At 59.4% G+C, this 21,196-nt stretch carries 20 protein-coding genes and 3 pseudogenes; 13 read left to right on the top strand and 10 right to left on the bottom strand.

All coding sequences use genetic code 11. From position 1 onward, the window contains the following. Positions 1-18: 18 nt before the first annotated feature. Together ACZZ0D_RS17135 and ACZZ0D_RS17130 are read left to right on the top strand one after the other, a co-directional pair. Positions 19-939 (top strand): LysR substrate-binding domain-containing protein, encoded by a 921-nt coding sequence (locus ACZZ0D_RS17135; RefSeq protein WP_122591708.1) that lies wholly within the window; start codon positions 19-21, stop codon positions 937-939. Positions 940-1,179: 240 nt separating this feature from the next. Then, positions 1,180-1,545, top strand: coding sequence for a 5-carboxymethyl-2-hydroxymuconate Delta-isomerase (locus ACZZ0D_RS17130; RefSeq protein ID WP_053118089.1), 366 nt, complete (start codon positions 1,180-1,182; stop codon positions 1,543-1,545). A 3-nt stretch (positions 1,546-1,548) separates the two neighbouring features. Here the strand turns inward: ACZZ0D_RS17130 and ACZZ0D_RS17125 are convergent, their stop codons facing one another. Further along, positions 1,549-2,484 carry a LysR family transcriptional regulator gene (locus ACZZ0D_RS17125; protein ID WP_053118090.1) on the bottom strand — a complete coding sequence of 312 codons (936 nt, stop codon included), beginning with the start codon at positions 2,482-2,484 and terminating at the stop codon, positions 1,549-1,551. 185 nt (positions 2,485-2,669) lie between these two features. After that, on the bottom strand, positions 2,670-3,854 hold the full coding sequence (locus tag ACZZ0D_RS17120; RefSeq protein ID WP_463553851.1) for a cyanate transporter: 1,185 nt from the start codon (positions 3,852-3,854) through the stop codon (positions 2,670-2,672). 401 nt (positions 3,855-4,255) lie between these two features. Here ACZZ0D_RS17120 and ACZZ0D_RS17115 point away from each other — a divergent pair, with 401 nt between their 5' ends. The 4 genes and pseudogenes from ACZZ0D_RS17115 (at position 4,256) to ACZZ0D_RS17100 (ending at position 8,610) form a co-directional block, all read left to right on the top strand. Continuing rightward, positions 4,256-5,905 carry a phosphoethanolamine transferase gene (locus ACZZ0D_RS17115; protein ID WP_463553850.1) on the top strand — a complete coding sequence of 550 codons (1,650 nt, stop codon included), beginning with the start codon at positions 4,256-4,258 and terminating at the stop codon, positions 5,903-5,905. A gap of 242 nt (positions 5,906-6,147) precedes the next feature. Continuing rightward, positions 6,148-7,282, top strand: a pseudogene (rnd, locus tag ACZZ0D_RS17110) (ribonuclease D). Continuing rightward, positions 7,279-7,572, top strand: a complete 294-nt coding sequence (locus ACZZ0D_RS17105) for a YcgL domain-containing protein (RefSeq protein WP_007911350.1) — start codon at positions 7,279-7,281, stop codon at positions 7,570-7,572. The pseudogene rnd and the gene ACZZ0D_RS17105 overlap by 4 nt, the downstream one beginning before the upstream one ends. 105 nt (positions 7,573-7,677) lie before the next feature. Next, entirely contained in the window at positions 7,678-8,610 is a 933-nt protein-coding gene (locus ACZZ0D_RS17100; protein WP_463553849.1) for a D-2-hydroxyacid dehydrogenase, read from the top strand. A gap of 123 nt (positions 8,611-8,733) precedes the next feature. On the opposite strand, the gene ACZZ0D_RS17095 is transcribed toward ACZZ0D_RS17100, so the two are convergent. Beyond that, positions 8,734-9,327, bottom strand: a complete 594-nt coding sequence (locus tag ACZZ0D_RS17095; protein WP_053118102.1) for a nitroreductase family protein — start codon at positions 9,325-9,327, stop codon at positions 8,734-8,736. A 165-nt stretch (positions 9,328-9,492) separates the two neighbouring features. Between ACZZ0D_RS17095 and ACZZ0D_RS17090 the strand changes: the two genes are divergently transcribed. Next, positions 9,493-9,942: a YcgN family cysteine cluster protein gene (locus ACZZ0D_RS17090; RefSeq protein WP_463553848.1), complete on the top strand. Its 450-nt coding sequence runs from the start codon at positions 9,493-9,495 to the stop codon at positions 9,940-9,942. Between the two features lie 86 nt (positions 9,943-10,028). Next, positions 10,029-11,258, top strand: coding sequence for a hypothetical protein (locus ACZZ0D_RS17085; RefSeq protein ID WP_463553847.1), 1,230 nt, complete (start codon positions 10,029-10,031; stop codon positions 11,256-11,258). A gap of 102 nt (positions 11,259-11,360) precedes the next feature. On the opposite strand, the gene ACZZ0D_RS17080 is transcribed toward ACZZ0D_RS17085, so the two are convergent. The 4 genes from ACZZ0D_RS17080 to ACZZ0D_RS17065 form a co-directional block, all read right to left on the bottom strand. Then, positions 11,361-11,738 (bottom strand): YgaP family membrane protein, encoded by a 378-nt coding sequence (locus ACZZ0D_RS17080; protein ID WP_008087099.1) that lies wholly within the window; start codon positions 11,736-11,738, stop codon positions 11,361-11,363. 81 nt (positions 11,739-11,819) lie between these two features. Continuing rightward, the gene (locus ACZZ0D_RS17075) at positions 11,820-12,290 is read right to left on the bottom strand and encodes an RNA methyltransferase (protein WP_007911337.1); all 471 of its coding nucleotides are present in this window, start codon (positions 12,288-12,290) and stop codon (positions 11,820-11,822) included. Between the two features lie 133 nt (positions 12,291-12,423). After that, positions 12,424-12,795 carry a YajD family HNH nuclease gene (locus ACZZ0D_RS17070; RefSeq protein WP_007911336.1) on the bottom strand — a complete coding sequence of 124 codons (372 nt, stop codon included), beginning with the start codon at positions 12,793-12,795 and terminating at the stop codon, positions 12,424-12,426. A 48-nt stretch (positions 12,796-12,843) separates the two neighbouring features. Next, positions 12,844-13,530 carry a spermidine synthase gene (locus ACZZ0D_RS17065; RefSeq protein ID WP_093438218.1) on the bottom strand — a complete coding sequence of 229 codons (687 nt, stop codon included), beginning with the start codon at positions 13,528-13,530 and terminating at the stop codon, positions 12,844-12,846. Positions 13,531-13,609: 79 nt separating this feature from the next. Here ACZZ0D_RS17065 and ACZZ0D_RS17060 point away from each other — a divergent pair, with 79 nt between their 5' ends. Then, complete coding sequence (locus ACZZ0D_RS17060) at positions 13,610-13,894, top strand: hypothetical protein (protein WP_422608479.1); 285 nt, start codon at positions 13,610-13,612, stop codon at positions 13,892-13,894. Here ACZZ0D_RS17060 and ACZZ0D_RS17055 read toward each other — a convergent pair. Further along, a complete protein-coding gene (locus ACZZ0D_RS17055) occupies positions 13,891-14,364 on the bottom strand; it encodes a cyclic nucleotide-binding domain-containing protein (protein WP_034153174.1) in 474 nt (157 codons plus the stop codon). The two genes, ACZZ0D_RS17060 and ACZZ0D_RS17055, sit on opposite strands and share 4 nt — an antisense overlap. Before the next feature lie 238 nt (positions 14,365-14,602). After that, a pseudogene (locus ACZZ0D_RS17050) lies at positions 14,603-16,659 on the bottom strand (S9 family peptidase). A 226-nt stretch (positions 16,660-16,885) separates the two neighbouring features. Here ACZZ0D_RS17050 and ACZZ0D_RS17045 point away from each other — a divergent pair. From ACZZ0D_RS17045 to ACZZ0D_RS17035, 3 genes and pseudogenes are all read left to right on the top strand, one after another. Then, positions 16,886-17,383, top strand: a complete 498-nt coding sequence (locus tag ACZZ0D_RS17045) for an MFS transporter (protein ID WP_463553846.1) — start codon at positions 16,886-16,888, stop codon at positions 17,381-17,383. A 16-nt stretch (positions 17,384-17,399) separates the two neighbouring features. After that, a pseudogene (locus ACZZ0D_RS17040) lies at positions 17,400-18,177 on the top strand (class II glutamine amidotransferase). A gap of 12 nt (positions 18,178-18,189) precedes the next feature. Beyond that, complete coding sequence (locus ACZZ0D_RS17035; RefSeq protein ID WP_463553845.1) at positions 18,190-18,732, top strand: DUF2937 family protein; 543 nt, start codon at positions 18,190-18,192, stop codon at positions 18,730-18,732. 80 nt (positions 18,733-18,812) lie between these two features. Here the strand turns inward: ACZZ0D_RS17035 and ACZZ0D_RS17030 are convergent, their stop codons facing one another. After that, positions 18,813-19,727 (bottom strand): LysR family transcriptional regulator, encoded by a 915-nt coding sequence (locus tag ACZZ0D_RS17030; RefSeq protein ID WP_463553844.1) that lies wholly within the window; start codon positions 19,725-19,727, stop codon positions 18,813-18,815. Between the two features lie 159 nt (positions 19,728-19,886). On the opposite strand from ACZZ0D_RS17030, the gene ACZZ0D_RS17025 reads away from it, so the two are divergent. Continuing rightward, positions 19,887-21,173, top strand: coding sequence for an MFS transporter (locus ACZZ0D_RS17025; protein ID WP_463553843.1), 1,287 nt, complete (start codon positions 19,887-19,889; stop codon positions 21,171-21,173). The last annotated feature ends 23 nt before the right edge of the window (positions 21,174-21,196 follow it).

The following is a 21,196-nucleotide window of genomic DNA, read 5'->3' as shown; positions in this document are numbered from 1 at the left end:
GGGATCGGGGAGCAATGGATGAACCGCAATGAACTACGCAAGGCCGACATCAACCTGATGGTGGTGTTCGAGACCTTGATGCTGGAGCGCAACGTGACCCGGGCGGCCGAGAAGCTGTTTCTTGGCCAGCCGACCATCAGTTCGGCGCTCAATCGCCTGCGCACGATGCTCAACGATCCGCTGTTCATCCGCGTCGGCCATCGCATGGAACCGACGGCCCGCGCTGAAGATATCTTCCGCCACCTGAAGCCGGCGCTGGATTCGCTTTCAGTGGCGTTGAGCCTGACCCGTGATTTTGATCCCGCCGTGAGCACCATGACCTTCCGTATCGGTCTGTCCGATGACGTCGAGTTCGGTCTGCTGCCGCCGCTGCTGCGCGCCTTGCGTCAGGAAGCGCCGAACGTGGTGTTTGTGGTGCAGCACGTCGATTACTGGCGCATTCCCGATCTGCTCGCCGCCGGTGACATCACCGTCGGCATCAGCCAGACCCGTGGCTTGCCGGCGAATGCCAAGCGCAAATTGCTGCGGCACATTCAACCGAGCATCCTGCGCGCGGATGCTTCCGACACACCGCTGACCCTCGATGAATATTGCGCGCGGCCGCATGTGCTGGTTTCCCACACGGCGAATGTCAGTGGTTTCGCGGATGAGTGGCTGGCGGAACTGGGCCGCACCCGGCAGGTGGTTCTGTCGGTGCCGCAGTACAGCGCGTTGCCGGCGTTGTTGGCGGGCACCGATCTGATCGCCAGCCTGCCGGATTACACGGCGGCAGCGATGGCCACTTCGGGGTTGCTGTTCAAAGAGCCGTTCCCGTTCAAAACGCCGACGCTGGATCTGTCGATGGTCTGGCTCAGCCACGTCGACAGCGACCCGGCCGAGCGCTGGCTGCGTTCCCGGCTGGAGCAGTTCATGAGTGAACGGCCCGTCACCCCACCTTAAGCAACACCACAAATCCCCTTGTGGGAGCGGGCTTGCTCGCGAAAGCGCCGGGTCAGCCGATGCATTTGTAACTGATCCTCCGCCTTCGCGAGCAAGCCCGCTCCCACAGGAGATTTTCCCCAAGCCGGTCATTGAGCGCTGGTATAAATCTTCGTCCGACAGTCCGGAAAAAGCCGCGGAAGGGTAGGGCGGGGCTGTGTTATACGTACGACCTTTCTGCCGCCCGACTGGAGCCTCCCGATGCCACACCTGCACATGGAATACACCGCCAACCTGCCGCAGCTGAACGCCGACGTCGCGTTGATTCGCCTCAATAACACGCTGGTGGGTTCTGGTCAGTTCGCGGCGGAGTTCGATATCAAGAGCCGTGCGTTGAAGGTCGAAACCTTCAAGGTTGGCACGGCGATGAGCGAGCGCGGTTTTGTGGCGGTGAAGCTGGCGTTGCTCAGCGGGCGCTCAGCGGAGACCAAAAAACAGCTGTCGCAAAGTCTCTTGGCCGTGCTCCAGGATCTGTGTGAATGGCCGGCCGGTGTCGAGGTGCAGTTGAGTGTCGAGCTGATCGATATCGATCGCGAGTCCTACACAAAAACGGTCATCGGCGTGTAGGAATCAGGCCGCTTGCAGTTCACTGCACACCTTGACCACTTGTTCGCGCAGCCAGACGTTGGCGCTGTCCTGATCAACGCTCTGGCTCCACTGCATGTCGAGGGTAAACCCCGGCAAACCGTTCGGCGCCTCGCAGTGATTGAACACCGCATCGTTGGTCAGTAACCGCTGAATCCGCCGGGGCAGGGTGAGGATGAAATCGGTGCCAGTGATCATCTTCAAAGCCGCGCTGTAACTGTTCGAACGCGCGACGATCTGACGTTTTTGCGCCTGTCGCGCCAGCCAGCCATCAACCATATTCGTCGTCGACGTCCACGGCGTCGGGAACACATGCCGGCGCTCGGTAAACGCTTGCAGGCTCAGGCGCGGTTCCAGCGGCGTCGCGCGTTTATCGAAGACGCAGACCAGGTCATCTTCCAGCAACATGCGCGACTTCAAGTCCGTGTGGTGGCGGTGAAAGTTGGGGCCGAAACTGATGACCAGATCGAGGCTGCCATCGCGCAACTCATCGGCGGGCACATCGGTTTCGAACTTGTGCATGTTGACCATCACTGGCAAGTCATCGAAGTCGAAGCGCTTCAACAGGCGCGGCAAAATCAGTTGTTCGAAGTATTCCGGGGCGCAGATGTTGAAAGTGACAGCTTGCTGGCTCGGGTCAAATGTCGGTGCGCCGGCGTGGCAGAGGTTGATGCTTTCGAGGATTTTCTGCACATGGCCGTACATGCTGCTGGCCTTGTAGGTCGGGCGCATGCCGGTGCGGGTGTTGATGAAGAGTTCGTCTTCAAAACTGGTGCGCAGTTTTTTCAGGCAGTAACTGACGGTGGACTGACTGACGAACAACGTTTCCGAGACCTCGGTGACGCTGCTCTGCTCATACACGGCGATAAACACCATGAGATCCTGCATGTCGAGCTTTCGAAGCAAGTTACTGTTCAGCATCCGTTCCGTCCCGCTGTGCTCCTTGCGCTGAATCCGCGCAAACGTGTGCGAACGATCCTAACGGAACGATGGTGCAAGGACAAAGGCTTGTAGGACGTTTCATGGACAGTTGTGGGACAGAAAGTTTTAGCAACACGACGTTACCGCTAAAACCGCTGAAAGCTGGCCAGAGGCCTGTAGCCCGATCACTGGAAGTGTTGCGAATAACGTCGCGGATCGAAGCGCAACACCATCAACGCCATGATCAGCATCACGCCGGTCAGCGACCACCATGCCCATTCGAAACTGCCCAGTTGATCGCGGATCATCCCGGCGATCAGCGGCGAGAGGCCGGCAATCAGATAGCCGATGCCTTGCACGAAAGCGGTCAGGCCGCCGGCGCGTTGCGGGTTGTCGAGGTGATCGAGCGAGACGATCAGGCTCATCGGAAACAGTCCGCCGATGCCCAGACCCAATAGGCAGGGCCACAGCAGGCTGAAGTGTTGCGGGCTAAGGATCAGTCCGCAGAAACCGGCGATGATCAGTCCAAGGAGGGCCATCAGTACGATGCGTCGGTCGCGGCTGCGATTGGCGATGGCTGGCACTACCAGGCCGGAAATCACCTCCATGGCTGTCAGAAAACCTAACAGCAGGCCGGCGTTTTGTTCGCTCCAGCCTTTCTCCACGTAGTACGGCGCCAGCCAGGCGAGGACGCAGGTGTAGGACGCAGTGCCCAAGCCGAAGAAGATTGCGAGTAACCAGGCGCGGGAATGTTTGAAGAAGGTTTCTTTTCTGACTGAAGTGTTCGCGGTCGCAGGCAGGTTGCCGCGTTGCGACCACCAGAACAGCAAAGCCAACATTGCCAGGATTGCCCAAACGGCCAATCCCATCCGCCAACTGCCGGTGCTGATAAGCACCAACGGTGCGAACGACGCAGCAATGGCGGCGCCGCCCATGATCGAGGTGACGTACAAACCCATGCACAGGGCGACGTTGTCGGGGAAACGCGATTTGATCAATGCTGGCATCAAGGCCTGAATCAGCGCAATGCCGACGCCGGCCAGCACCGCACTGACAATCAGCTCGGCGGCGGAATCGACAAGCAACCGCGACAACGTGGCCAGACCGATCAGCAGCAACGACCACAGCACCGTGCGTCGCTCACCCAGACGCTGGCTGATGCCGATGCCAAAAAACATCGCCAGTCCCATCGCCATCACCGGCAGCATGGTCAGCAGCGAGGCGAGGCTGAAGCTCAACGGAATATCGCCGCGAATCGCCGACAACAATGGCCCGACCGCCGCCATCGAAGGGCGCAAATTGAGGGCTACCAGCATGATGGCGAGCATCAGCCAGATAGCGGGGCGGGCAGTGGCGCGGACGTTTTCCATCATCAGACCTTGGGAAAGGGCAGATGATTAGGCGCGGAGCCCTATGATTCGGGCAAATCAGAAAACCGACAGGCCTACCTAAAAACTCGATACCTCCACAATTCCCCTTGTGGGAGCGGGCTTGCTCGCGAAGGCGTCCTGTCAGTCAAAACAGATGCTGGCAGACGGACCGCTTTCGCGAGCAAGCCCGCTCCCACATAAAAGCCAGATCCGTGTTTCGCTGAATAAAAGCTGAACCATTCCCAAATACTCCACAAGTTTCAGACTTTGCTCTCAGTCCAACTAATCGTTGGCGTCTTTTTCACAAAAAATTGATGGTTGCCAGCCTAAAGTTTGTCATGCCTTGGTTAATGAATTTTTCACAACTAACCAAGGGTTCTTTTCAGGAACTGCCCCTCATCATGTTGAAGTTAAAAGCCGTGCGCCCGGAATGGGTGACGTTGATTGCCAGCGCCTTTCTTTTGATTGGTTTTAACGTTGTGCTCTGGCAGCACCTGTTCGACATCACCGCGTCAGACGGCAAGGGCATTGCCATGCGCGTGGCGTTTGGGGTGATGATCTTCGCGGCGTTCAACATCGTGCTGACCTTTCTGGCCTTCCGCCCGCTGCTTAAACCCGTGCTGACGCTGATGTTTTTGATCAGCGCTGGTGTGGCTTATTTCATGAGCCAGTATGGCGTCATGATTGACCCGGGCATGTTGCGTAACTTTGCAGAAACCAATGCCACCGAAGTACGAGACCTGCTCTCGTTAAAGTTGTTTGTGTATATTTTCTTTCTCGGTGTTTTGCCGTCGTTGTTGTTGTGGAAGCTGCCGATTAATTATCGGCGCTGGCACCGCGAGTTGTTCAGCAAAGTTATTGTCAGTGTGGCCTCGGTGGCGGTGATTGGTGGTGTGGCATTGGCCAACTATCAGGGTTTGTCCTCGTTATTTCGCAACCACCACGAAATTCGCTTGATGTTGGTGCCGAGCAACTACATTGGTGCGGCGGCCGGTTACCTGCGTGAGCAAGTGGTTTCGGCGCAGCAACCGTTCGTCAAAATCGGCGAGGACGCCGAGCGCAATCCCGATGTAAAACTTGAGCCGCGCAAATCCCTGACTGTATTGGTGGTCGGCGAAAGTGCCCGCGCCGAGAATTTCGGCATCCTCGGCTATAACCGTGACACCACACCAAAACTCGACAAGGAAACCGGGCTGATCGCGTTTACCGACGTGCATTCCTGCGGCACGGAAACTGCCGTCTCGGTGCCGTGCATGTTCTCTAACATGGGCCGCAAGAACTACGATGCGAGCAAGGCAAAGAACGAGGAAGGCCTGCTCGACGTACTCAAACGGGCCGGCATCGATGTGATCTGGCGCGATAACCAGTCCGGCTGCAAAGGCACTTGTGATCGCGTCACCGTGCAGGATGTCAGCAACTTGAAAGACCCGACGCTGTGCGCCAACAGCGAATGCCGCGACGAAATTCTGCTGCAAGGTCTGCAGAGCTTTATCGATCACTTGGACAAAGACACCGTGCTGGTTCTGCACCAGATGGGCAGTCACGGTCCGGAATACTTCAAGCGTTATCCAAAGGAGTACGAGCACTTCACGCCGGTCTGTGAAAGTAACGCCCTGAACAATTGCAGCCGCGAAAGTATCGTCAACGGTTACGACAACACGCTGGTGTACACCGACCATGTGCTGTCGAGTCTGATCGATGTGTTGCGCAACAATCAGGACAAAGTCGATACCGCGATGTTGTACCTGTCCGATCACGGCGAGTCGCTGGGTGAGTACAACCTGTTCCTGCATGGCACGCCGTATATGCTGGCGCCGGAACAACAGAAGCACGTGGCGATGCTGGCGTGGTTCTCCGACAACTATCAAAAGTCCTACTCGGTCGACACCCATTGCCTGCAAATGAGCCGCGATAAACCGCTGAGTCAGGACAACCTGTTCCACTCGATGCTCGGTTTGCTCGAAGTGAAGAGTTCGGTGTATCAACCGGATCTGGACATGTTTGCCGGTTGCCGCGGGTCAGTGATCGACGGCGTGCTGGCCAAGGACTGAAGCATTCCCCTGTAGGAGCTGCCGCAGGCTCGGGCCGCGATCGGACGATCTTTTGATCCTGTTTTTGAAGATCAAAAGATCGCAGCCTGCGGCAGCTCCTACAGTTAATGGCCACGTTTGATCCTTCTGTCAGACTATTCTTGCCCATTGGCAGGACATTTCGTTACAGCTCTTGCCCTTCGCAGGCGCGTAAATCGCCGGTGGCGATATATACTGCGCGCCATTCTTCAAGGGAGAGCCGTGTGGCCATCGATATTCACTGGATTCGCGACAACGAAAGCCTCGCGCAGTTTTGCGCCGAGTGGCAGCAGCTGCCGTTCGTTGCCCTCGACACCGAATTCATGCGGGTCGACACCTTCTACCCGATTGCCGGCCTGTTGCAGATTGGCGACGGTAAACGCGCCTACCTGATCGATCCGCTGACCATCAATGCCTGGCAACCGCTGGCTGCGCTGCTGGAAAACTCGGCGGTGCTGAAAGTCCTGCACGCCTGCAGCGAAGACCTCGAAGTGCTGTTGCGTCTGACCGGTAGCCTGCCGGCGCCGATGTTCGACACACAATTGGGCGCGGCTTATCTGAACCTCGGTTTCTCCATGGGCTACTCGCGTCTGGTGCAAGCGGTGCTGGGCATCGAACTGCCGAAGGGCGAAACCCGTTCCGACTGGTTGCAGCGTCCGTTGTCCGACACACAGATCAGCTACGCCGCTGAAGATGCCGTGCATCTCGCGGAAGTTTTCGTACAGCTGCGCCCGAAACTGTCCGACGACAAGTTCGCCTGGGTGCTGGAGGACGGCGCCGAACTGGTGGCCAACCTGCGCCGCGAAACCGATCCGTACGAGGTTTACCGCGAAGCCAAACTGGCGTGGAAACTCTCCCGTGCACAGCTCGCGGTATTGCGTGTGCTGTGCGCATGGCGTGAAACCGAAGCGCGTGCCCGTGACTTGCCGCGCAACCGCATCGTTCGTGAGCATTCGCTGTGGCCGTTGGCTCGCACGCAACCGGACAACCTCGCCGCGCTGGGCAAGATCGAAGACATGCACCCGCGTACCGTGCGTCAGGACGGTCAATTTCTGCTTGATCTGATCAAGCGCTCTGGCAGTGTGGGCCCTGATCAATGGCCGCCTGCCGTGCCGGAGCCGTTGCCGATCGAAGCTGCTGCGTTGATCAAACAACTGCGTGCGCTGGGTCAGGCCGAGGCCGAGCGCCTCGATATCGCGCCGGAACTGATGCTACGCAAGAAAACCCTCGAAGCGCTGGTCAAAAGTGGCTACCCCGAGGGTCACTTACCAATTGCCTGAGTCGCTGCGTGGCTGGCGCCGCGAACTCATGGGTCAGACGCTGCTCGACAGCCTGGCCACCGCCGGAGAACAGCCTTGAAACGTATTTGTTCCATCTACCAAAGCTCGAAGCGCAGCGGCATGTACCTTTACGTGCTGAAAAGTGATGCACTCGAGCGCGTGCCGGAAGCGCTGATGCTGGCGTTCGGCAAGCCGAAACATTCATTTGACCTGGTGCTGTCGCCTGAGCGCAAATTGGCCAGCGAAGACATCGTCGTCGTGCTGGAAAACCTCGACAAGCAGGGCTATCACCTGCAAATGCCGCCGGCCGAGGACGAGTACATCGAGCACTTGCCCGAAGAGTTGCTGCGACGCAACGACCCGGTCTGATCTGCGAGGCCCTGTTCTGGGCCTCGATTAACCCAGGAACTGTTTTTACCGCGACGGTCGCCCGACATCCGGCGACCGTCTGCACGGTTTGCGAAAGGTTTGAAGATGCGCGTTCTGATTGCCGAACACGACCACGCGATATACGCCCGGCTGCTGCGTCAGGCAGTGCCCGAGCTTGAAGTGCTGACCAGTGGCGACTCCGCCGAACTGGCGCGGCTGGCCGCTGATTGCCCGGTGTGGCTGGGTCAGCCGGATCTGCTGGCGACCCTGTTGCGTCAGGGCCACCAGCCACAATGGCTGCAATCGACCTGGGCCGGCATCACGCCGCTGCTTGCCGATGGCTTGCGCCGCGATTATCGCCTGACCCGTGCCGTAGGCATTTTCGGCCAGGTGATGGCTGAATACGTTTTGACCTACATGCTCGGTCATGAGCGCGAGGTATTGGCGCGACTGGTCAGCCAGGTCGAGCGCAAGTGGGACAACCGCACCGGTCAGAGTCTGGTCGGGCGCAAGGTGCTGATCGTCGGCACCGGCGACATCGGCCAGAGCGTGGCGCAGTTCCTGCTGCCGTTCGGCGTCGAGTTGTACGGCATCGCCAGCAGTGCTCGCGAGCAGGCGCCGTTCGTTGAAGTCGCTCCGATGGCGGATCTGCCACGGCTGGTCGGCGAAGTGGATTACGTGGTCAATCTGCTGCCGAACACCGAACATACCCACGATATCTACGACGCGGCGCTGTTCAAGCAATTCAAGCCGACCGGATTGTTCATCAACGTCGGGCGCGGTGTGGCCGTGGTTGATGCGGATCTGGTCGATGCGCTGAAGGAAGGGCACCTGGCGGGCGCGGTAATTGACGTGTGCCGTCAGGAGCCGTTGCCGCAGCGTCACCCATTCTGGACGGCGTGGGGCTTGCTGCTGACCGGGCACAGCTCGGCACCGACTTCACCGGCGTTGATGGTGCAGTTGTTCGTCGACAACCTGAAGGCCTATCAGGCGAGCGAGATATTGCGCGGGGAAGTGGATTTCAATCGCGGGTATTGATTCACCACAAACAATGTAGGAGTGAGCCTGCTCGCGATAGCGGTGTAACAGTCAATGATGATTTTGAATGTTACGGCCTCATCGCGAGCAGGCTCACTCCTACAATTGGTTTTGCGGTGTGGCTTAGAGGGTGAAGTCGCCTTCAGCTGCCAGTTCGCTCAGCGGACGACGCGGGCTTGGCTCTTCGCGTGCTTGCAGGTAATCCGCCAGCGTTGCCTTGTCACCCAGTTTGCCTACCGCAACAGCGGCATGCAGCGCATAACCTTCAGGAATATTCAGCTCCTTGCGCGTCAGCTCCTGATCGAAGCCGGCCATGCCGTGGGTGTGCCAGCCGCTGATGCTCGCTTGCAGCGCCAGATGGCCCCACGCCGAACCGGTGTCGAAGGTGTGCCACAGCGCCGGGGTTTCTTCGGTCGCGCCCGGTGCCGTGAAGGTGGTTTTTGAAATCACGATCACCAGTGCCGACGCATGCTGCGCCCAGCTACGGTTGAATTCATTGAGCAGACCCAGATAACGCTGCCAGTTCGGCGTGTCGCGGCGCGCGTAGAGGAAACGCCATGGCTGCGAGTTGTACGCCGACGGTGCCCAGCGGGCGGCTTCGAAGAAGCTCAGCAGGGTCTCTTCCGGGATCGCTTCGCCGGTGAAAGCGCGCGGCGACCAACGGTCGGTGAACTGCGGGTGAATGGCGTATTCGGCAACGCGAGGGTTGGCACTCATCAAGAGATTCCTGGCTACGTTTGAGTAAATGAATTCGAGGCAAAACCCTACTCGGCAGCGCTGAGGCTGACAAGCGCGATTTACCGACAGTCGCCAGCGCTTGGCCCGCGCGGCCCGGGGCACTAGACTGGCGGCCTTTCACCACCTGATGTTGATGCTTGAGCCATGGCCGCCGAAGTCGAACCGTTCTGGAAACACAAAACCCTTGATCAACTGGATCACCAGGAATGGGAATCGCTGTGCGACGGCTGTGGTCTGTGCTGCCTGCAAAAACTCGAGGATGAAGAAGACAACAGCGTCTATTACACGCGCATCGCCTGCAAACTGCTGGATCTGAACACCTGCCAGTGCAGCGATTACCCGAATCGCATCAAGTTTGTCCCGGATTGCATCCAGCTCACCCCGGGCCAGGCCGAAGAATTCAAATGGCTGCCGCCGACCTGCGCCTATCGACTGGTCAGCGAGGGCAAGGATCTGCCGTCGTGGCATCACTTGGTGAGTGGTGATCGCGAGGCGGTGCACCTCGAACGAATTTCACAATCCGGGCGTATGCTCGCCGAAGGCAGTGTGCCGGAAGATGACTGGGAAGATCACCTGATTTTCCGCGCTGGCTAACGGGATAACCTGTAGCGAGGGAGCTTGCTCCCGATATTGAGTGCGCAGCACTCACACAATAATTCTGACTGCCACAAGGAGTGGGTATGGCTGTGGGTTTGCTGCGAGCGTTGCTGATCGGCCTGCTGATGTTCAGTGCGCCCGTCTGGGCAGCAAAAAAAGTCGATCTCGATTACCACATACGCCTGTTGCCACAGAGCGATCAGGCCGAAGTGCGCCTGACCCTGGCCAAAGGCGAAGCCGTGCGCAGCCTCGATTTCGACCTTGGCGACGGCAGCCATTACAGCGACTTCAAAGCCGATGGCCAATGGCTGCTGACTCCCGGCAAACACGCGCGCGGCGTCTGGCGCCCGACCAGTGCCAAGGCCAGCCTGACCTACCGCGTGCGCATCAGCCACGGCCGCAAAAACGGCAGCTTCGACACACGCATGACGCCGAGCTGGGCGCTGCTGCGCGGTGATGAACTGGTGCCGCCGGCCAAACTCGATCAGCAGGACGGCACGGAGCTGGTCTCGCGTCTGCAATTCGAATTGCCCGATGGCTGGAAAAGCGTCGAAACCGCCTGGCCACGAATCGGCAAAAACAAATTCCGCATCGACAACCCTTCACGCCTGTTCGACCGCCCCACCGGCTGGATGCTCGCCGGCAAGCTCGGCAGCCGTCGCACGCGCCTGGGCGAAACCGAAGTCACCGTCGCCTCACCGCAAGGGCAGGGCATGAGGCGCATGGACGTACTGACGTTGCTGACCTTCGTCTGGCCGCAGGTGCAGGCGGTTTATCCACGTCATCCCACCAAACTGCTGATCGTCGGCGCCAACGACCCGATGTGGCGCGGCAGCCTCGGTGCGCATGAATCGATCTACGTGAACACGCGCTTGCCGCTGGTCAGTGAAAGCGGCAGCAGTGCGCTGATGCGTGAACTGGCGCAGGTGTTTGGGCGGATCAACGACGAGCAGCGCAGCGACTGGATCAGCGAAGGCTTTGCCGAGTATTACGCGATCGAACTGCTGCGCCGCGCCGGTGGCATGAGTGATGAGCGCTATCAGAGTCTGCAGGCGAAACTGGCGAGGGACAGCCAGAAAGTCACGACACTGCGCGGTGAGCAGATCAGCCCGGCGCAGGTAGCAAAAGCCGTGATTGTGTTGCAGGAACTGGATCGCGAGATTCGTTTGAAGACCCGCAATAAACGTTCGCTGGATGACGTGTTGCGTGGGGCGATGCATTTGGGGACGGTGAGTACTAAAGAGTTTGTGCAACTGGCTGAGAGCGTGCTCGGCGAGTCCTCTAAAGTCCTTGATACCGAGTTACTACAGTAATACCGCTTTCGCGAGCAAGACCGCTCCCACAGGGGAATGCATTTCAAATGTGGGAGCGGACTTGCTCGCGAAGGGGCCATCAGCCCCAGCGCAAATGCTGGATCAAACCCCGGCTTTCGGCGATTTCACCGAATCATTCCCGGTCACTGTCGCCGAGCTGGTCGCCGCTTCGGCATTCGCCTTCAGCTTGCTCAACTCTTCCCCGGCACGTTCGATCTTCGCCCGCACGTTATTCATGTCCTGACGACTCTTCTCGATCAGGCTTTTCACCGAACTGTGTCCGGTGATACCGCGCGCCATGGCCACACCGCCAATCGCCACCTGAATCAAACCGAACACACCGCCACGGCGCAGGCCCTTGCCGACCATGATCACGCCACCGGCCAGCGAGCCGATGCGCTCCCAGCCTTCGACGTTCTGCTCGGAACGGCTCTGAAACGGGGTGGATTCGATACGTTCGACGCGTTTGAGCTCGGTCATGATCTTTCTCCAGGCTATGAGTAATGGATAAATAAGCTGACTGCGCGAGCGGTCAGCTTGTTCCATCGGATGTGCCACGCTTCAGCGGAATTTCGGCCCGGAGCGGGTGTTCAGGCCTTTGGCCATGCGGTCGTAGAGCACGACGTTGACGGTGGCAGCGAGGTTCATGCAGCCGGTGGTCGGGATGTACACGACGTCTTCGCACCAGTCGCGGATCTCTTTATCCAGCGAACCGTCTTCAGGGCCGAAGATGTACAGGGCGCGATCCGGGTGGGTGTATTCAGGTAGCGGACGGGCGCCTTCGACCAGTTCCACGGCGACGGGCACGCAGTTGAGCGGGAGGATTTTTTTCAGATCATCGATGCCGATCAGCGGGATGTCGTAGTGCACGCGTTTGGTGTCGGTGACGAAGTCGGCGGCGCGTTCATAACGCTTGCCGGTGTAGAACACTGACGCCACGCCGTAGCAGCCTGCGGCGCGCATCACCGAACCGACGTTCTCCGGTGATTTGGGGTTGTACAAACCAATGCAGCTGTACCGTTTGTCTGCCACGAGCGGGGTGCCTTCGGGAAAAAAGAGCGCGATTATACGGGGATAAGATCAAAAGATCGCAGCCTTCGGCAGCTCCTACATTTGGATGGCGTACACCCTGTAGGAGCTGCCGAAGGCTGCGATCTTTTGCTTTTTAATCTTCTTTCTTCATCAACCCGGCAAGGGCGGCAAACGGGTTATGCGTGGCCTTGGCGATCTTCGGCGTGCTCAGCGAGCCTTCGCTGAAGTACTGCTGATCGGTATAGCGCGAGTGCTCGTTATCGTGGCAATACAGGCACAACAGCTCCCAGTTCGAGCCGTCCTGCGGGTTGTTGTCGTGGTTGTGATCGCGGTGATGCACGGTCAGTTCGCTCAGGCGCTTGCCGGAAAATTCACGGGTGCAGCGGCCACAGACGTGCGGGTACATCTTCAGGGCTTTGTCGCGGTAGCCCATTTCCTTGTCGCGCTGGTTGTCGGCGAGGATGCGATCCAGCTTCGACGTGTTGGTTGGGGTGGACGAACTCATGGGTTCACCTTTGTAAAAGACTAATGACGGTTATGGGCAGAGTTTAGCTCAGCCCTTGAGCTTCTCGGCAATCCAGATCGTGTGGCGCGTGCCCTTGTTGCCGTGGGCGAAGACCTGGACTTCCTCGGCCTTGAACCCGGCCTTCTTCAATTTGTCGGAAAACAGCCGATCAGCGCTGGCCGACCACACCGCCAATACGCCTTTCGGACGCAATGCCTTGGCGCAGGCATTCAGACCAGCGGCGGAGTACAGCCAGCTATTGGCCTTCTGGGTCAGACCTTCGGGGCCGTTGTCGACGTCGAGCATGATCGCGTCGAAGCCGTTCGGCTCGCTTTGCAGCACTTTGGCCACGTCTTCCTGACGGATGACGGTGCGCGGATCCAGCAGCGGACGACCGGACTTCTCGCCGAGCGGGCCACGGTTCCACTCGACCACGCCGGGCACCAGCTCGGCGACCACGACTTCGGCAGTCTTGCCCAGATGCTTGAGCGCCGAGGCGAGGGTGAAACCCATGCCCAGACCGCCGATCAGCACCCGCGAATTCGGCCGGCCAGCGACCTTGCGGCAGGGAATTTCGGCCAGCGCATCTTCGGAACCGTGCATGCGCGTGTTCATCAATTGCCCGCCGTCGCCGCCCTGGATCTTGATGACAAAATCCTCGCCATACTCGAACAGGCACAGGGCACCGCCGCTTTCAGGGATCGGGGTGGTGTCGAGCAGAACGAAACGTTTCATGGAAATCTCTACAAGGGGGAAGGCAAGCAGGCCCGTTGGGAGTAGCCTGAGCGCAGACTAAGGCCAAACGGAGCCCTTGATGAAGCGCACCATTCTAACGGTCATTGCCCTGGCCGCGCTCTCGATTACTGCGGTGCAGGCGCAGCAGACCATTCCGGTCAGCCCGACGCCGCAGCCCGGCGCGCCGGGCACTGCGACACCGACGCCGTACCCGCCTATCACGCCGTTCAACATTCCCAAGTCCGGCCCCGGCAGTGGCAGCCCACCGCTGGTGCCGATCGAAATGCCCAGCCCGCCGAGCAAGGATCAACCAGTGCCGGGCATTGAGCCAACCGGCACCAAGACTAAGTCCCCCGGCGGTTAAACCTGTTGCGCCGCCAGTTGGCCGTCGGCCATGCGCAGACGTTTCGACAGAGAGACGGCGAGGGCGCGGATGATTTTCGCGGCGATCTTCGGCGCGTCGTTGAGCATTTTTTCCAGCGAGTCCTTGCCCAGGTTCAATAGCTGACAGTTCGTCGCTGCCACGCACGTTGCCGAGCGTCGTTCGCCATCGAGCACGGCCATTTCACCAAAGGCGCGGCCGCTGCGCAGGGTGGCCATGGTGATGACCTGGCCGTCGGGCCCGGTTTTCTGCACGGCGACCTGGCCGGTGTGGAGGATGCACATGAAACTGCCGGCATCGCCCTCGCGGAAAATCGCTTCGCCTTCAGCCACGGTGCTGATGCTGAAGTAGCCCGAGGCGGCGGCGAAGTCGGCCAGTTGCAATTGATCGAACAGGCCACAGTCCATCAGCCAGTCGCGGATTTCATTGTTCAGGAAGGTTGGTTCTGACATGTCGGTGCGGTCTTTATTGTTTTCACATTTCAAGGCTATACACGGATCCCGTAGGAACGGGCTTTTGTGGCGAGGGGATTTATCCCCGCTCGGCTGCGCAGCAGTCGCAAATCCTGCCAACTCGGTGCTTCAGGAATACTGAGTTTGCAGGTTTTGGGGCCGCTTCGCAGCCCAACGGGGATAAATCCCCTCGCCACAATGGGTCTGGAATTAAGACCCAAGTGACCGACGGAGTTCCTCAGGCCAGGCCCAAAACCTTGAAAACAAATGCGTATTCGAGCGCTACGTCACGTAATCCCTGATAACGCCCGCTCATCCCGCCATGTCCGGCGCCCAGTTCGGTCTTGAGCAGCAACACATTGTCGTCAGTCTTGGTCGCGCGCAGTTTCGCCACCCACTTGGCCGCTTCCCAATACTGCACGCGGCTGTCGTTGTAGCCGGCAATCACCAGCGTCGCCGGATAATCCTGCGCGCTGACGTTTTCGTATGGCGCGTAAGCCTTGATCCGCTCGTAGACGTCCGGCTCCTCGGGATTGCCCCACTCGTCGTACTCGGTGACGGTCAGCGGCAGTTCCGGGTCGAGCATGGTATTGAGCACGTCGACGAACGGCACTTCGGCAATTGCCACGGCGAACAGATCCGGACGCTGGTTCAACACGGCGCCGATCAGCAAACCACCGGCGCTGCCGCCGCTGATCGCCAGTTTTTCAGCCGTGGTGATGCCGTTGAGGATCAAGAATTCGGCGCATGCAATGAAGTCGCTGAAGGTGTTCTGTTTGTGTTCCTGCTTACCAGCGCGATACCACGCTTCACCCAGCTCACCGCCGCCGCGCACATGAGCAATGGCAAAGGCCATGCCACGATCGAGCAGACTCAAACGCGCATGGGAGAACCAAGGATCCAGACTGGAACCGTAAGCGCCATAACCGTACAGATACAGCGGCACCGGTTTGCCGAGCATTTCGCGCTTCATCACCAGGCTGATCGGCACTTGCGTACCGTCCGGCGCGGTGGCCCACAGGCGCTGGCTGACATAGGCGTCGGCGTCAAACGGGCCGAGCACCGGGGTTTCTTTCAGCACGGTTTGTTCGCCAGTGGCGAGGGCACGAACTGGCGCACCTGAGCCGGACGATTCAGTGCTTCATAGCGCAGACGAATACGATCGCTTTCGAATTCCAGGCTGTTTTGCACATAGAGGCTGTAGGCCGCGTCCGGTAATTGCACGCGATAAGGCGCCAGGCCTTGTGGGTGAACTTCGATGATCGGCAGGCCACCTTCGCGCAGGCTCAAAGTCATGGCTTCGGTGTTGAGGCTGACGCCGTCGAGCATCACCGTGTCGCTGTGCGGGATCAGGTTTTGCCAGTCGGCTTCGGTCGGCGCGATGCCGGTGTCCGGCGCCTGATACAGCGCGTAGTTGATGCCGTCGCGGTTGGTGCGGATAAACCATGTCCACTCGCCGTCGAGCAGGCCGTGATCGACGTCGTACTCGTGATCCTCGACCCGTGGCGCCAGGCAGGTGAACGGCAAGTGCGGCTGATTGGCATCGAGCACCCAGACTTCGCTGGTGGTCTTGCTGCCCAGCGACAGCAGCAATTGCTGCTCGGAGCTGGAACGGTAGCAATGCAGGAAAAAGCGACCGTCCGTCTCAGTGAAGACTTCTTCAGCGGCGGTGCCATCGAGGCGATAGCGCAGCAGTTTGTGCGGGCGATGGGTGTCGTCGAGTTCGCCGAAGAACAGGGTCAGGCTGTCGTTGGCCCAGGTCATGCTGCCGTCGCAGTCTTCGAATTCCAGCTCACTGACCTTGTCGTTGGACAGTTCTTTAACGAACAGCGTGTAAATCTCATCACCCGTGGCGTCGACGCTGTAGGCCAGCCGCTGATGATCGGGGCTGATGCTGAACGCGCCCAGCGAGAAGAAACCGCCATTGGCCAGTACGTTCGGGTCGAGCAACAGTTGTTCGCGACTTTCATCAAGGGTCAGGCTGTCGTCGGCTGGACGCGGGCAGCGATAGTGCCGCGCGTATTCGTCGCCAGCGGTGGTGCGCGTGTAATACAGGTACGGGCCCCATGGCGAGGGCAGGGACAGGTCGGTTTCGAGAATTCGGCCCTTGATCTCTTCGAACAGCGTTTCGCGCAGCTCGGCCTGATCGGCGGTTTGCGCTTCCTGCCAGGCGTTTTCAGCCTTGAGGTAATCAAGCACCGCGTCGGTGTCGCGTTCCTGCAGCCAGGCATACGGGTCGGCGCCGGGCGCCTTGTGGGCAATCGGAGCACTGCTGACGTTGGCGGATTGGGGCATGGAAGGCTCTCGAACAATGTACGGAATAGGGGGTTTCGCAAATCCTGGAAACACTGCAACCTCTGTAGGAGTGAGCCTGCTCGCGATGAGGCCGGCAGCTTCAACATCAATGCCGACTGGCAGTCCGTCATCGCGAGCAGGCTCACTCCTACAGGTCTTGTGTCTATTGGGACAAGCCGGACGGGCGAAAAGTCGTTACTATAAGCGCCTCTTTGCCTGCCTTGCCATGGACACCATGACCGAGAACGACTATCTGATCGCCTGGGGCCTCTACGCCTTTGCCGCCGTAGGCTGCCTGTTGGTATGGATGCGCCTGACCACCTGGATGTGGCGCTACCTGCGCGAGCCGCTGCGGGTGCTCATGGCGGTGTTGCTGTTCAGTCCGACCATCATTGACCCGGTGAAAGCCAAAGTTGCGCCGTCTATCGCCATTACCGCGCTGGATCTGGCGTTCAAGGTCGGCAACAACGCGTGGCGAGCGATCTCCGATCTGTTCATGTACAGCATGATCGCCCTCGGTATTTACCTGATCTTCGTGTTGATCCGTCTGCCAATCGAACGCGCGTCCCGTGCTCGCCGCGAGCAGGCAGAAGCCGCCAAAGCTGCCGCCCGTGCCGATGATTGCGATGACGATCAACCGTTCGGCGGCGTCGGCGATGACCGCTACGGTCGTCCGCCAGTCCCGAGCAATCCGCAGCGCACGCGGGTCGAGCCGCGCCTGTAATCCCGAGAGTCCGCACATGTGTGAATTACTGGGCATGAGTGCCAACGTGCCGACCGATATCGTGTTCAGCTTCACCGGCCTGATGCAGCGTGGCGGGCGAACCGGCCCGCACCGCGACGGCTGGGGCATCGCGTTTTACGAAGGTCGTGGCTTGCGCCTGTTTCAGGATCCGGCGGCCAGCAGCGAGTCGGAAGTCGCCAATCTGGTGCAACGCTATCCGATCAAAAGCGAAGTGGTCATCGGCCACATTCGCCAAGCCAACGTTGGCAAAGTCTGCCTCTCCAACACCCACCCATTCGTCCGCGAACTGTGGGGCCGCAACTGGTGCTTCGCGCACAACGGCCAACTCGCCGATTTCACCCCGATCAAAAGTTTCTATCGCCCGGTCGGCGATACCGACAGCGAGGCGGCGTTCTGCGATTTGCTCAACCGCGTGCGTGCAGCCTTTCCGGAGCCGGTCGATATTGAAGAACTGTTGCCGGATCTGGTCGCCGCCTGCGCCGAATACCGCAGCAAAGGCGTGTTCAACTGCCTGCTCAGCGATGGCGACTGGCTGTTCTGCTATTGCTCGACCAAACTGGCACAGATCACCCGGCGCGCACCGTTCGGCCCGGCGCGCTTGAAGGATGTCGATGTGATCGTCGATTTCCAGGCGGAAACCACGCCCAACGACGTGGTCACCGTGATTGCCACCGAACCGTTGACCGAAAACGAAACCTGGACACCGCTACGAACCGGGCCAATGGAGCCTGTGGCGACGCGGCGAATGCGTCAGCCAGGGTAAGACCGAATAAGGATTGCGCGCCATGTTGCTCAGTTATCTACGGCTGGTGTTGTTCGCGGCGGGCCTGTTGATCGGTGTCCAGGTGCCGGGCTTCATCAACGATTACGCAAAACGCGTCGAAGCGCATCTGATTGAAGCGCAGGCCGGATTGCGCGGCTTTCAAGGCACGGCCGATCAGTTTTTCAAAGGTGATATGCAAGCGCTGGTTGCGCATTATCGTGCCAGTGAAGATCCGATATTCCGTAGCGATGCGGATAGCCTGAACACTTTGCTCACCCGTCAGGTGGCGTTGGACAAGCAGTTCCAGGCGATGCAGGGCCCTTGGTACATCCGCTTCCTGCAAGTGGTGCTGGCGGCGGATCCGGATATTCGCAAGGAAACCTGGAATGGCTACAGCTATCAGATTCTGCTGACCCCGGAAGCGATGATCTGGGGCATGAGCGGCGCGCTGTTGCTGTCGTTCGGGATCGAATGCGTGTTCCGTCTGATTGACTGGGTCGTGCTCGGCGGCCGACGTTTGCGCCAGAGCCGCCCGATCGAAGACCGCGACGTGCGCGGGTTGTAACAGCACAAGATGATGATCATTCCCACGCGGAGCGTGGGAACGATCATGTAGGAGCTGCCGAAGGCTGCGATCTTTTGCTGTTAAGGGGTCAAAACCACATACCCATCACCAACCTTCTGCGCATACCCCGCCAACACCTGCTGACACAACGTCACAATCTCCTCGACCCACTCAACCCCCACCCGCCACGACACCACCACCTGCAAGTCCGGTGGCCGCTGATCGATGTTCAGCAAGGTCAATTCCCCCCGCGCCAATTCCTCCGCCACCAACACCGGCGGCAGCACGCCAATCCCGAATCCATCGCGCAATAACCGGGTAATCGCTGACACCGAATTCACGCAATTCAAACGCGGCGCCAGTACGCCGTTCGCCTGCATCAACGCCAGAAGATCCTGATGCGGTCGCGAGTTTTTCGAGTAGGTGATGATGCGTTCCTGCGCCAGTTCAGCGAGGTCGGCGTAGTCGCGGTTGTAGATCGAATTACTGGCGACGATCCAGCCCAGCGGATGGCTGGCCAGTTCCAGGCTGCGCACACTTTCGTGGCGCACCAGATCGGTTTGCAGAACGATATCGAGAAAACCTTTTTGCAGCTGATCGCAGAGGTTCAGCGAGGTATCCGCCACCAGCTCGATTTCCACGCGCGGATACAGATCGGTCATCTGCGCCACCAACGGGCTCAGCCAGGTGTGGATCACCGTGTCCATCACGCCGATGCGCACGCGGCCGACCTTGCTTGAGCGAGTCTCGATCGACTGCTTCAGCGCTGACATGGTGTCGAGCATCTGCTCGGCATAGTCGAGCACTTTCAGACCCTCGGGCGTCAGGCTGACACCGCGCGAATCGCGCAGAAACAGCTTCACCCCCAGCTCGCCCTCCAGCACCGCAATGCGGCTGGAAATCGATGCCTGGGTGGTGAACAGCTTGTCGGCGGTCAGGCGAAAACTTTTCAGGCGGGCGACCCAGACAAAGGTCTCGAGAAACTTCAGGTTCATGGGCAAGGCTCGGGTGACAAATTTTTCTTATGCCTAAGGCGGGTTTTTATTCGTTGGACGCAGCACGCCCGGGCGACGAAAAATCGGCGCATCCGGTTCCCACGATAGGCGTCGTCGGGGCTACGAACAAGACCAATAAAAAACCTGCGGAGATAAGCCATGAGTGCTCCCGACACCCTAGAAGCATCCCCGGCACCGGCGCGTCCGGGGCCGTTCGACTGGTATCGCAACATCAATCAGCAGGAGCGCCGCACCTTCTGGAACTGCAAGATCGGCTACGGTCTGGACGGCATGGACACGCAGATGCTCAGCTTCGTCGTGCCGACGCTGATTGCGATGTGGGGCATCACCACCGGCGAGGCCGGTCTGATCCATACCAGCACGCTGATTGCTTCAGCGATTGGCGGTTGGGTTGCCGGAATTCTCTCCGACCGCATCGGCCGCGTGCGCACCCTGCAACTGACGGTGCTGTGGTTCGCCTTCTTCACTTTTCTCTGCGGCTTCGCGCAAAACTACGAACAACTGCTGATCGCCCGCACCCTGATGGGCTTCGGTTTCGGCGGCGAATGGACGGCCGGCGCGGTGCTGATCGGCGAGGTGATCCGCGCCAAGGATCGCGGCAAAGCGGTGGGCATGGTGCAATCCGGGTGGGCGCTGGGCTGGGGCCTGACGGCGATTCTGTATGCGCTGCTGTTCTCGGTGTTGCCGCCGGAAGACGCCTGGCGCGCGCTGTTCATCCTCGGCATCGTACCGGCGATTTTTGTGATTTTCGTCCGCCGTCTGGTCAAGGATCCGGAGATCTATCGCGAAGCCAAGGCCCGACAAACGCCGGAGAATCAATCGAAATTTTACGAGATCTTCGCGCCGGGCATGCTCTTCACCACGTTCCGCGCTTCGCTGCTGACCACGGGAGCTTTGGGCGGTTATTACGCGATCACTTCCTGGCTGCCGACCTTCCTCAAGAACGAACGCGGTTTGAGCGTACTCGGTACTGGCGGTTATCTGGCGATGGTGATTGTCGGCTCTTACGTCGGTTACGTGATCAGCGCCTATCTGACCGATCTGCTTGGCCGCAAAAAGAATTTCATTCTGTTCGCGGTCGGCTCGTTCACCATCGTTTTGCTCTATACGCAATTGCCGGTGAGTAACGGCGTGATGCTGTGGCTGGGCTTTCCGCTGGGCTTTTTCGCCTCAGGGATTTTCAGCGGCATGGGCGCGTTTCTCACTGAGTTGTTTCCGACGCGGATTCGCGGTTCGGGGCAGGGTTTTTGCTACAACATCGGGCGGGCGCTGGCGGCATTGTTTCCGCTGCTGATCGGTTTGCTTAGCCAGACTGTGCCATTGAGTGTCGGCATTGGTGCTTTCGCGGCGGTGTCTTACGGCGTGGTGATCATCGCGGCATTGAGCCTGCCGGAAACCCGTGGCAAGCAACTGGACGCGCAGTAACTGATAACCTGCGAAGCACAGTC

Source organism: Pseudomonas sp. AC193 (genome assembly GCF_979258075.1).
The sequence above is the reverse complement of the archived record's forward strand: the minus strand, read 5'-3'. Positions and strand labels throughout refer to the sequence as shown.

Excerpts from the sequence above, each read along its gene's own strand:
- ACZZ0D_RS17025 (WP_463553843.1), top strand. The coding sequence starts at position 19,887 with ATGAGTGCTCCCGACACCCTAGAAGCATCCCCGGCACCGGCGCGTCCG.
- ACZZ0D_RS17055 (WP_034153174.1), bottom strand. The coding sequence starts at position 14,364 with ATGTCAGAACCAACCTTCCTGAACAATGAAATCCGCGACTGGCTGATG.
- ACZZ0D_RS17120 (WP_463553851.1), bottom strand. The coding sequence starts at position 3,854 with ATGGAAAACGTCCGCGCCACTGCCCGCCCCGCTATCTGGCTGATGCTC.
- ACZZ0D_RS17135 (WP_122591708.1), top strand. The coding sequence starts at position 19 with ATGAACCGCAATGAACTACGCAAGGCCGACATCAACCTGATGGTGGTG.
- ACZZ0D_RS17030 (WP_463553844.1), bottom strand. The coding sequence starts at position 19,727 with ATGAACCTGAAGTTTCTCGAGACCTTTGTCTGGGTCGCCCGCCTGAAA.
- ACZZ0D_RS17130 (WP_053118089.1), top strand. The coding sequence starts at position 1,180 with ATGCCACACCTGCACATGGAATACACCGCCAACCTGCCGCAGCTGAAC.
- ACZZ0D_RS17065 (WP_093438218.1), bottom strand. The coding sequence starts at position 13,530 with ATGAAACGTTTCGTTCTGCTCGACACCACCCCGATCCCTGAAAGCGGC.
- ACZZ0D_RS17045 (WP_463553846.1), top strand. The coding sequence starts at position 16,886 with ATGGACACCATGACCGAGAACGACTATCTGATCGCCTGGGGCCTCTAC.
- ACZZ0D_RS17100 (WP_463553849.1), top strand. The coding sequence starts at position 7,678 with ATGCGCGTTCTGATTGCCGAACACGACCACGCGATATACGCCCGGCTG.
- ACZZ0D_RS17070 (WP_007911336.1), bottom strand. The coding sequence starts at position 12,795 with ATGAGTTCGTCCACCCCAACCAACACGTCGAAGCTGGATCGCATCCTC.
- ACZZ0D_RS17080 (WP_008087099.1), bottom strand. The coding sequence starts at position 11,738 with ATGACCGAGCTCAAACGCGTCGAACGTATCGAATCCACCCCGTTTCAG.
- ACZZ0D_RS17060 (WP_422608479.1), top strand. The coding sequence starts at position 13,610 with ATGAAGCGCACCATTCTAACGGTCATTGCCCTGGCCGCGCTCTCGATT.
- ACZZ0D_RS17090 (WP_463553848.1), top strand. The coding sequence starts at position 9,493 with ATGGCCGCCGAAGTCGAACCGTTCTGGAAACACAAAACCCTTGATCAA.
- ACZZ0D_RS17115 (WP_463553850.1), top strand. The coding sequence starts at position 4,256 with ATGTTGAAGTTAAAAGCCGTGCGCCCGGAATGGGTGACGTTGATTGCC.
- ACZZ0D_RS17085 (WP_463553847.1), top strand. The coding sequence starts at position 10,029 with ATGGCTGTGGGTTTGCTGCGAGCGTTGCTGATCGGCCTGCTGATGTTC.
- ACZZ0D_RS17095 (WP_053118102.1), bottom strand. The coding sequence starts at position 9,327 with ATGAGTGCCAACCCTCGCGTTGCCGAATACGCCATTCACCCGCAGTTC.
- ACZZ0D_RS17035 (WP_463553845.1), top strand. The coding sequence starts at position 18,190 with ATGTTGCTCAGTTATCTACGGCTGGTGTTGTTCGCGGCGGGCCTGTTG.
- ACZZ0D_RS17125 (WP_053118090.1), bottom strand. The coding sequence starts at position 2,484 with ATGCTGAACAGTAACTTGCTTCGAAAGCTCGACATGCAGGATCTCATG.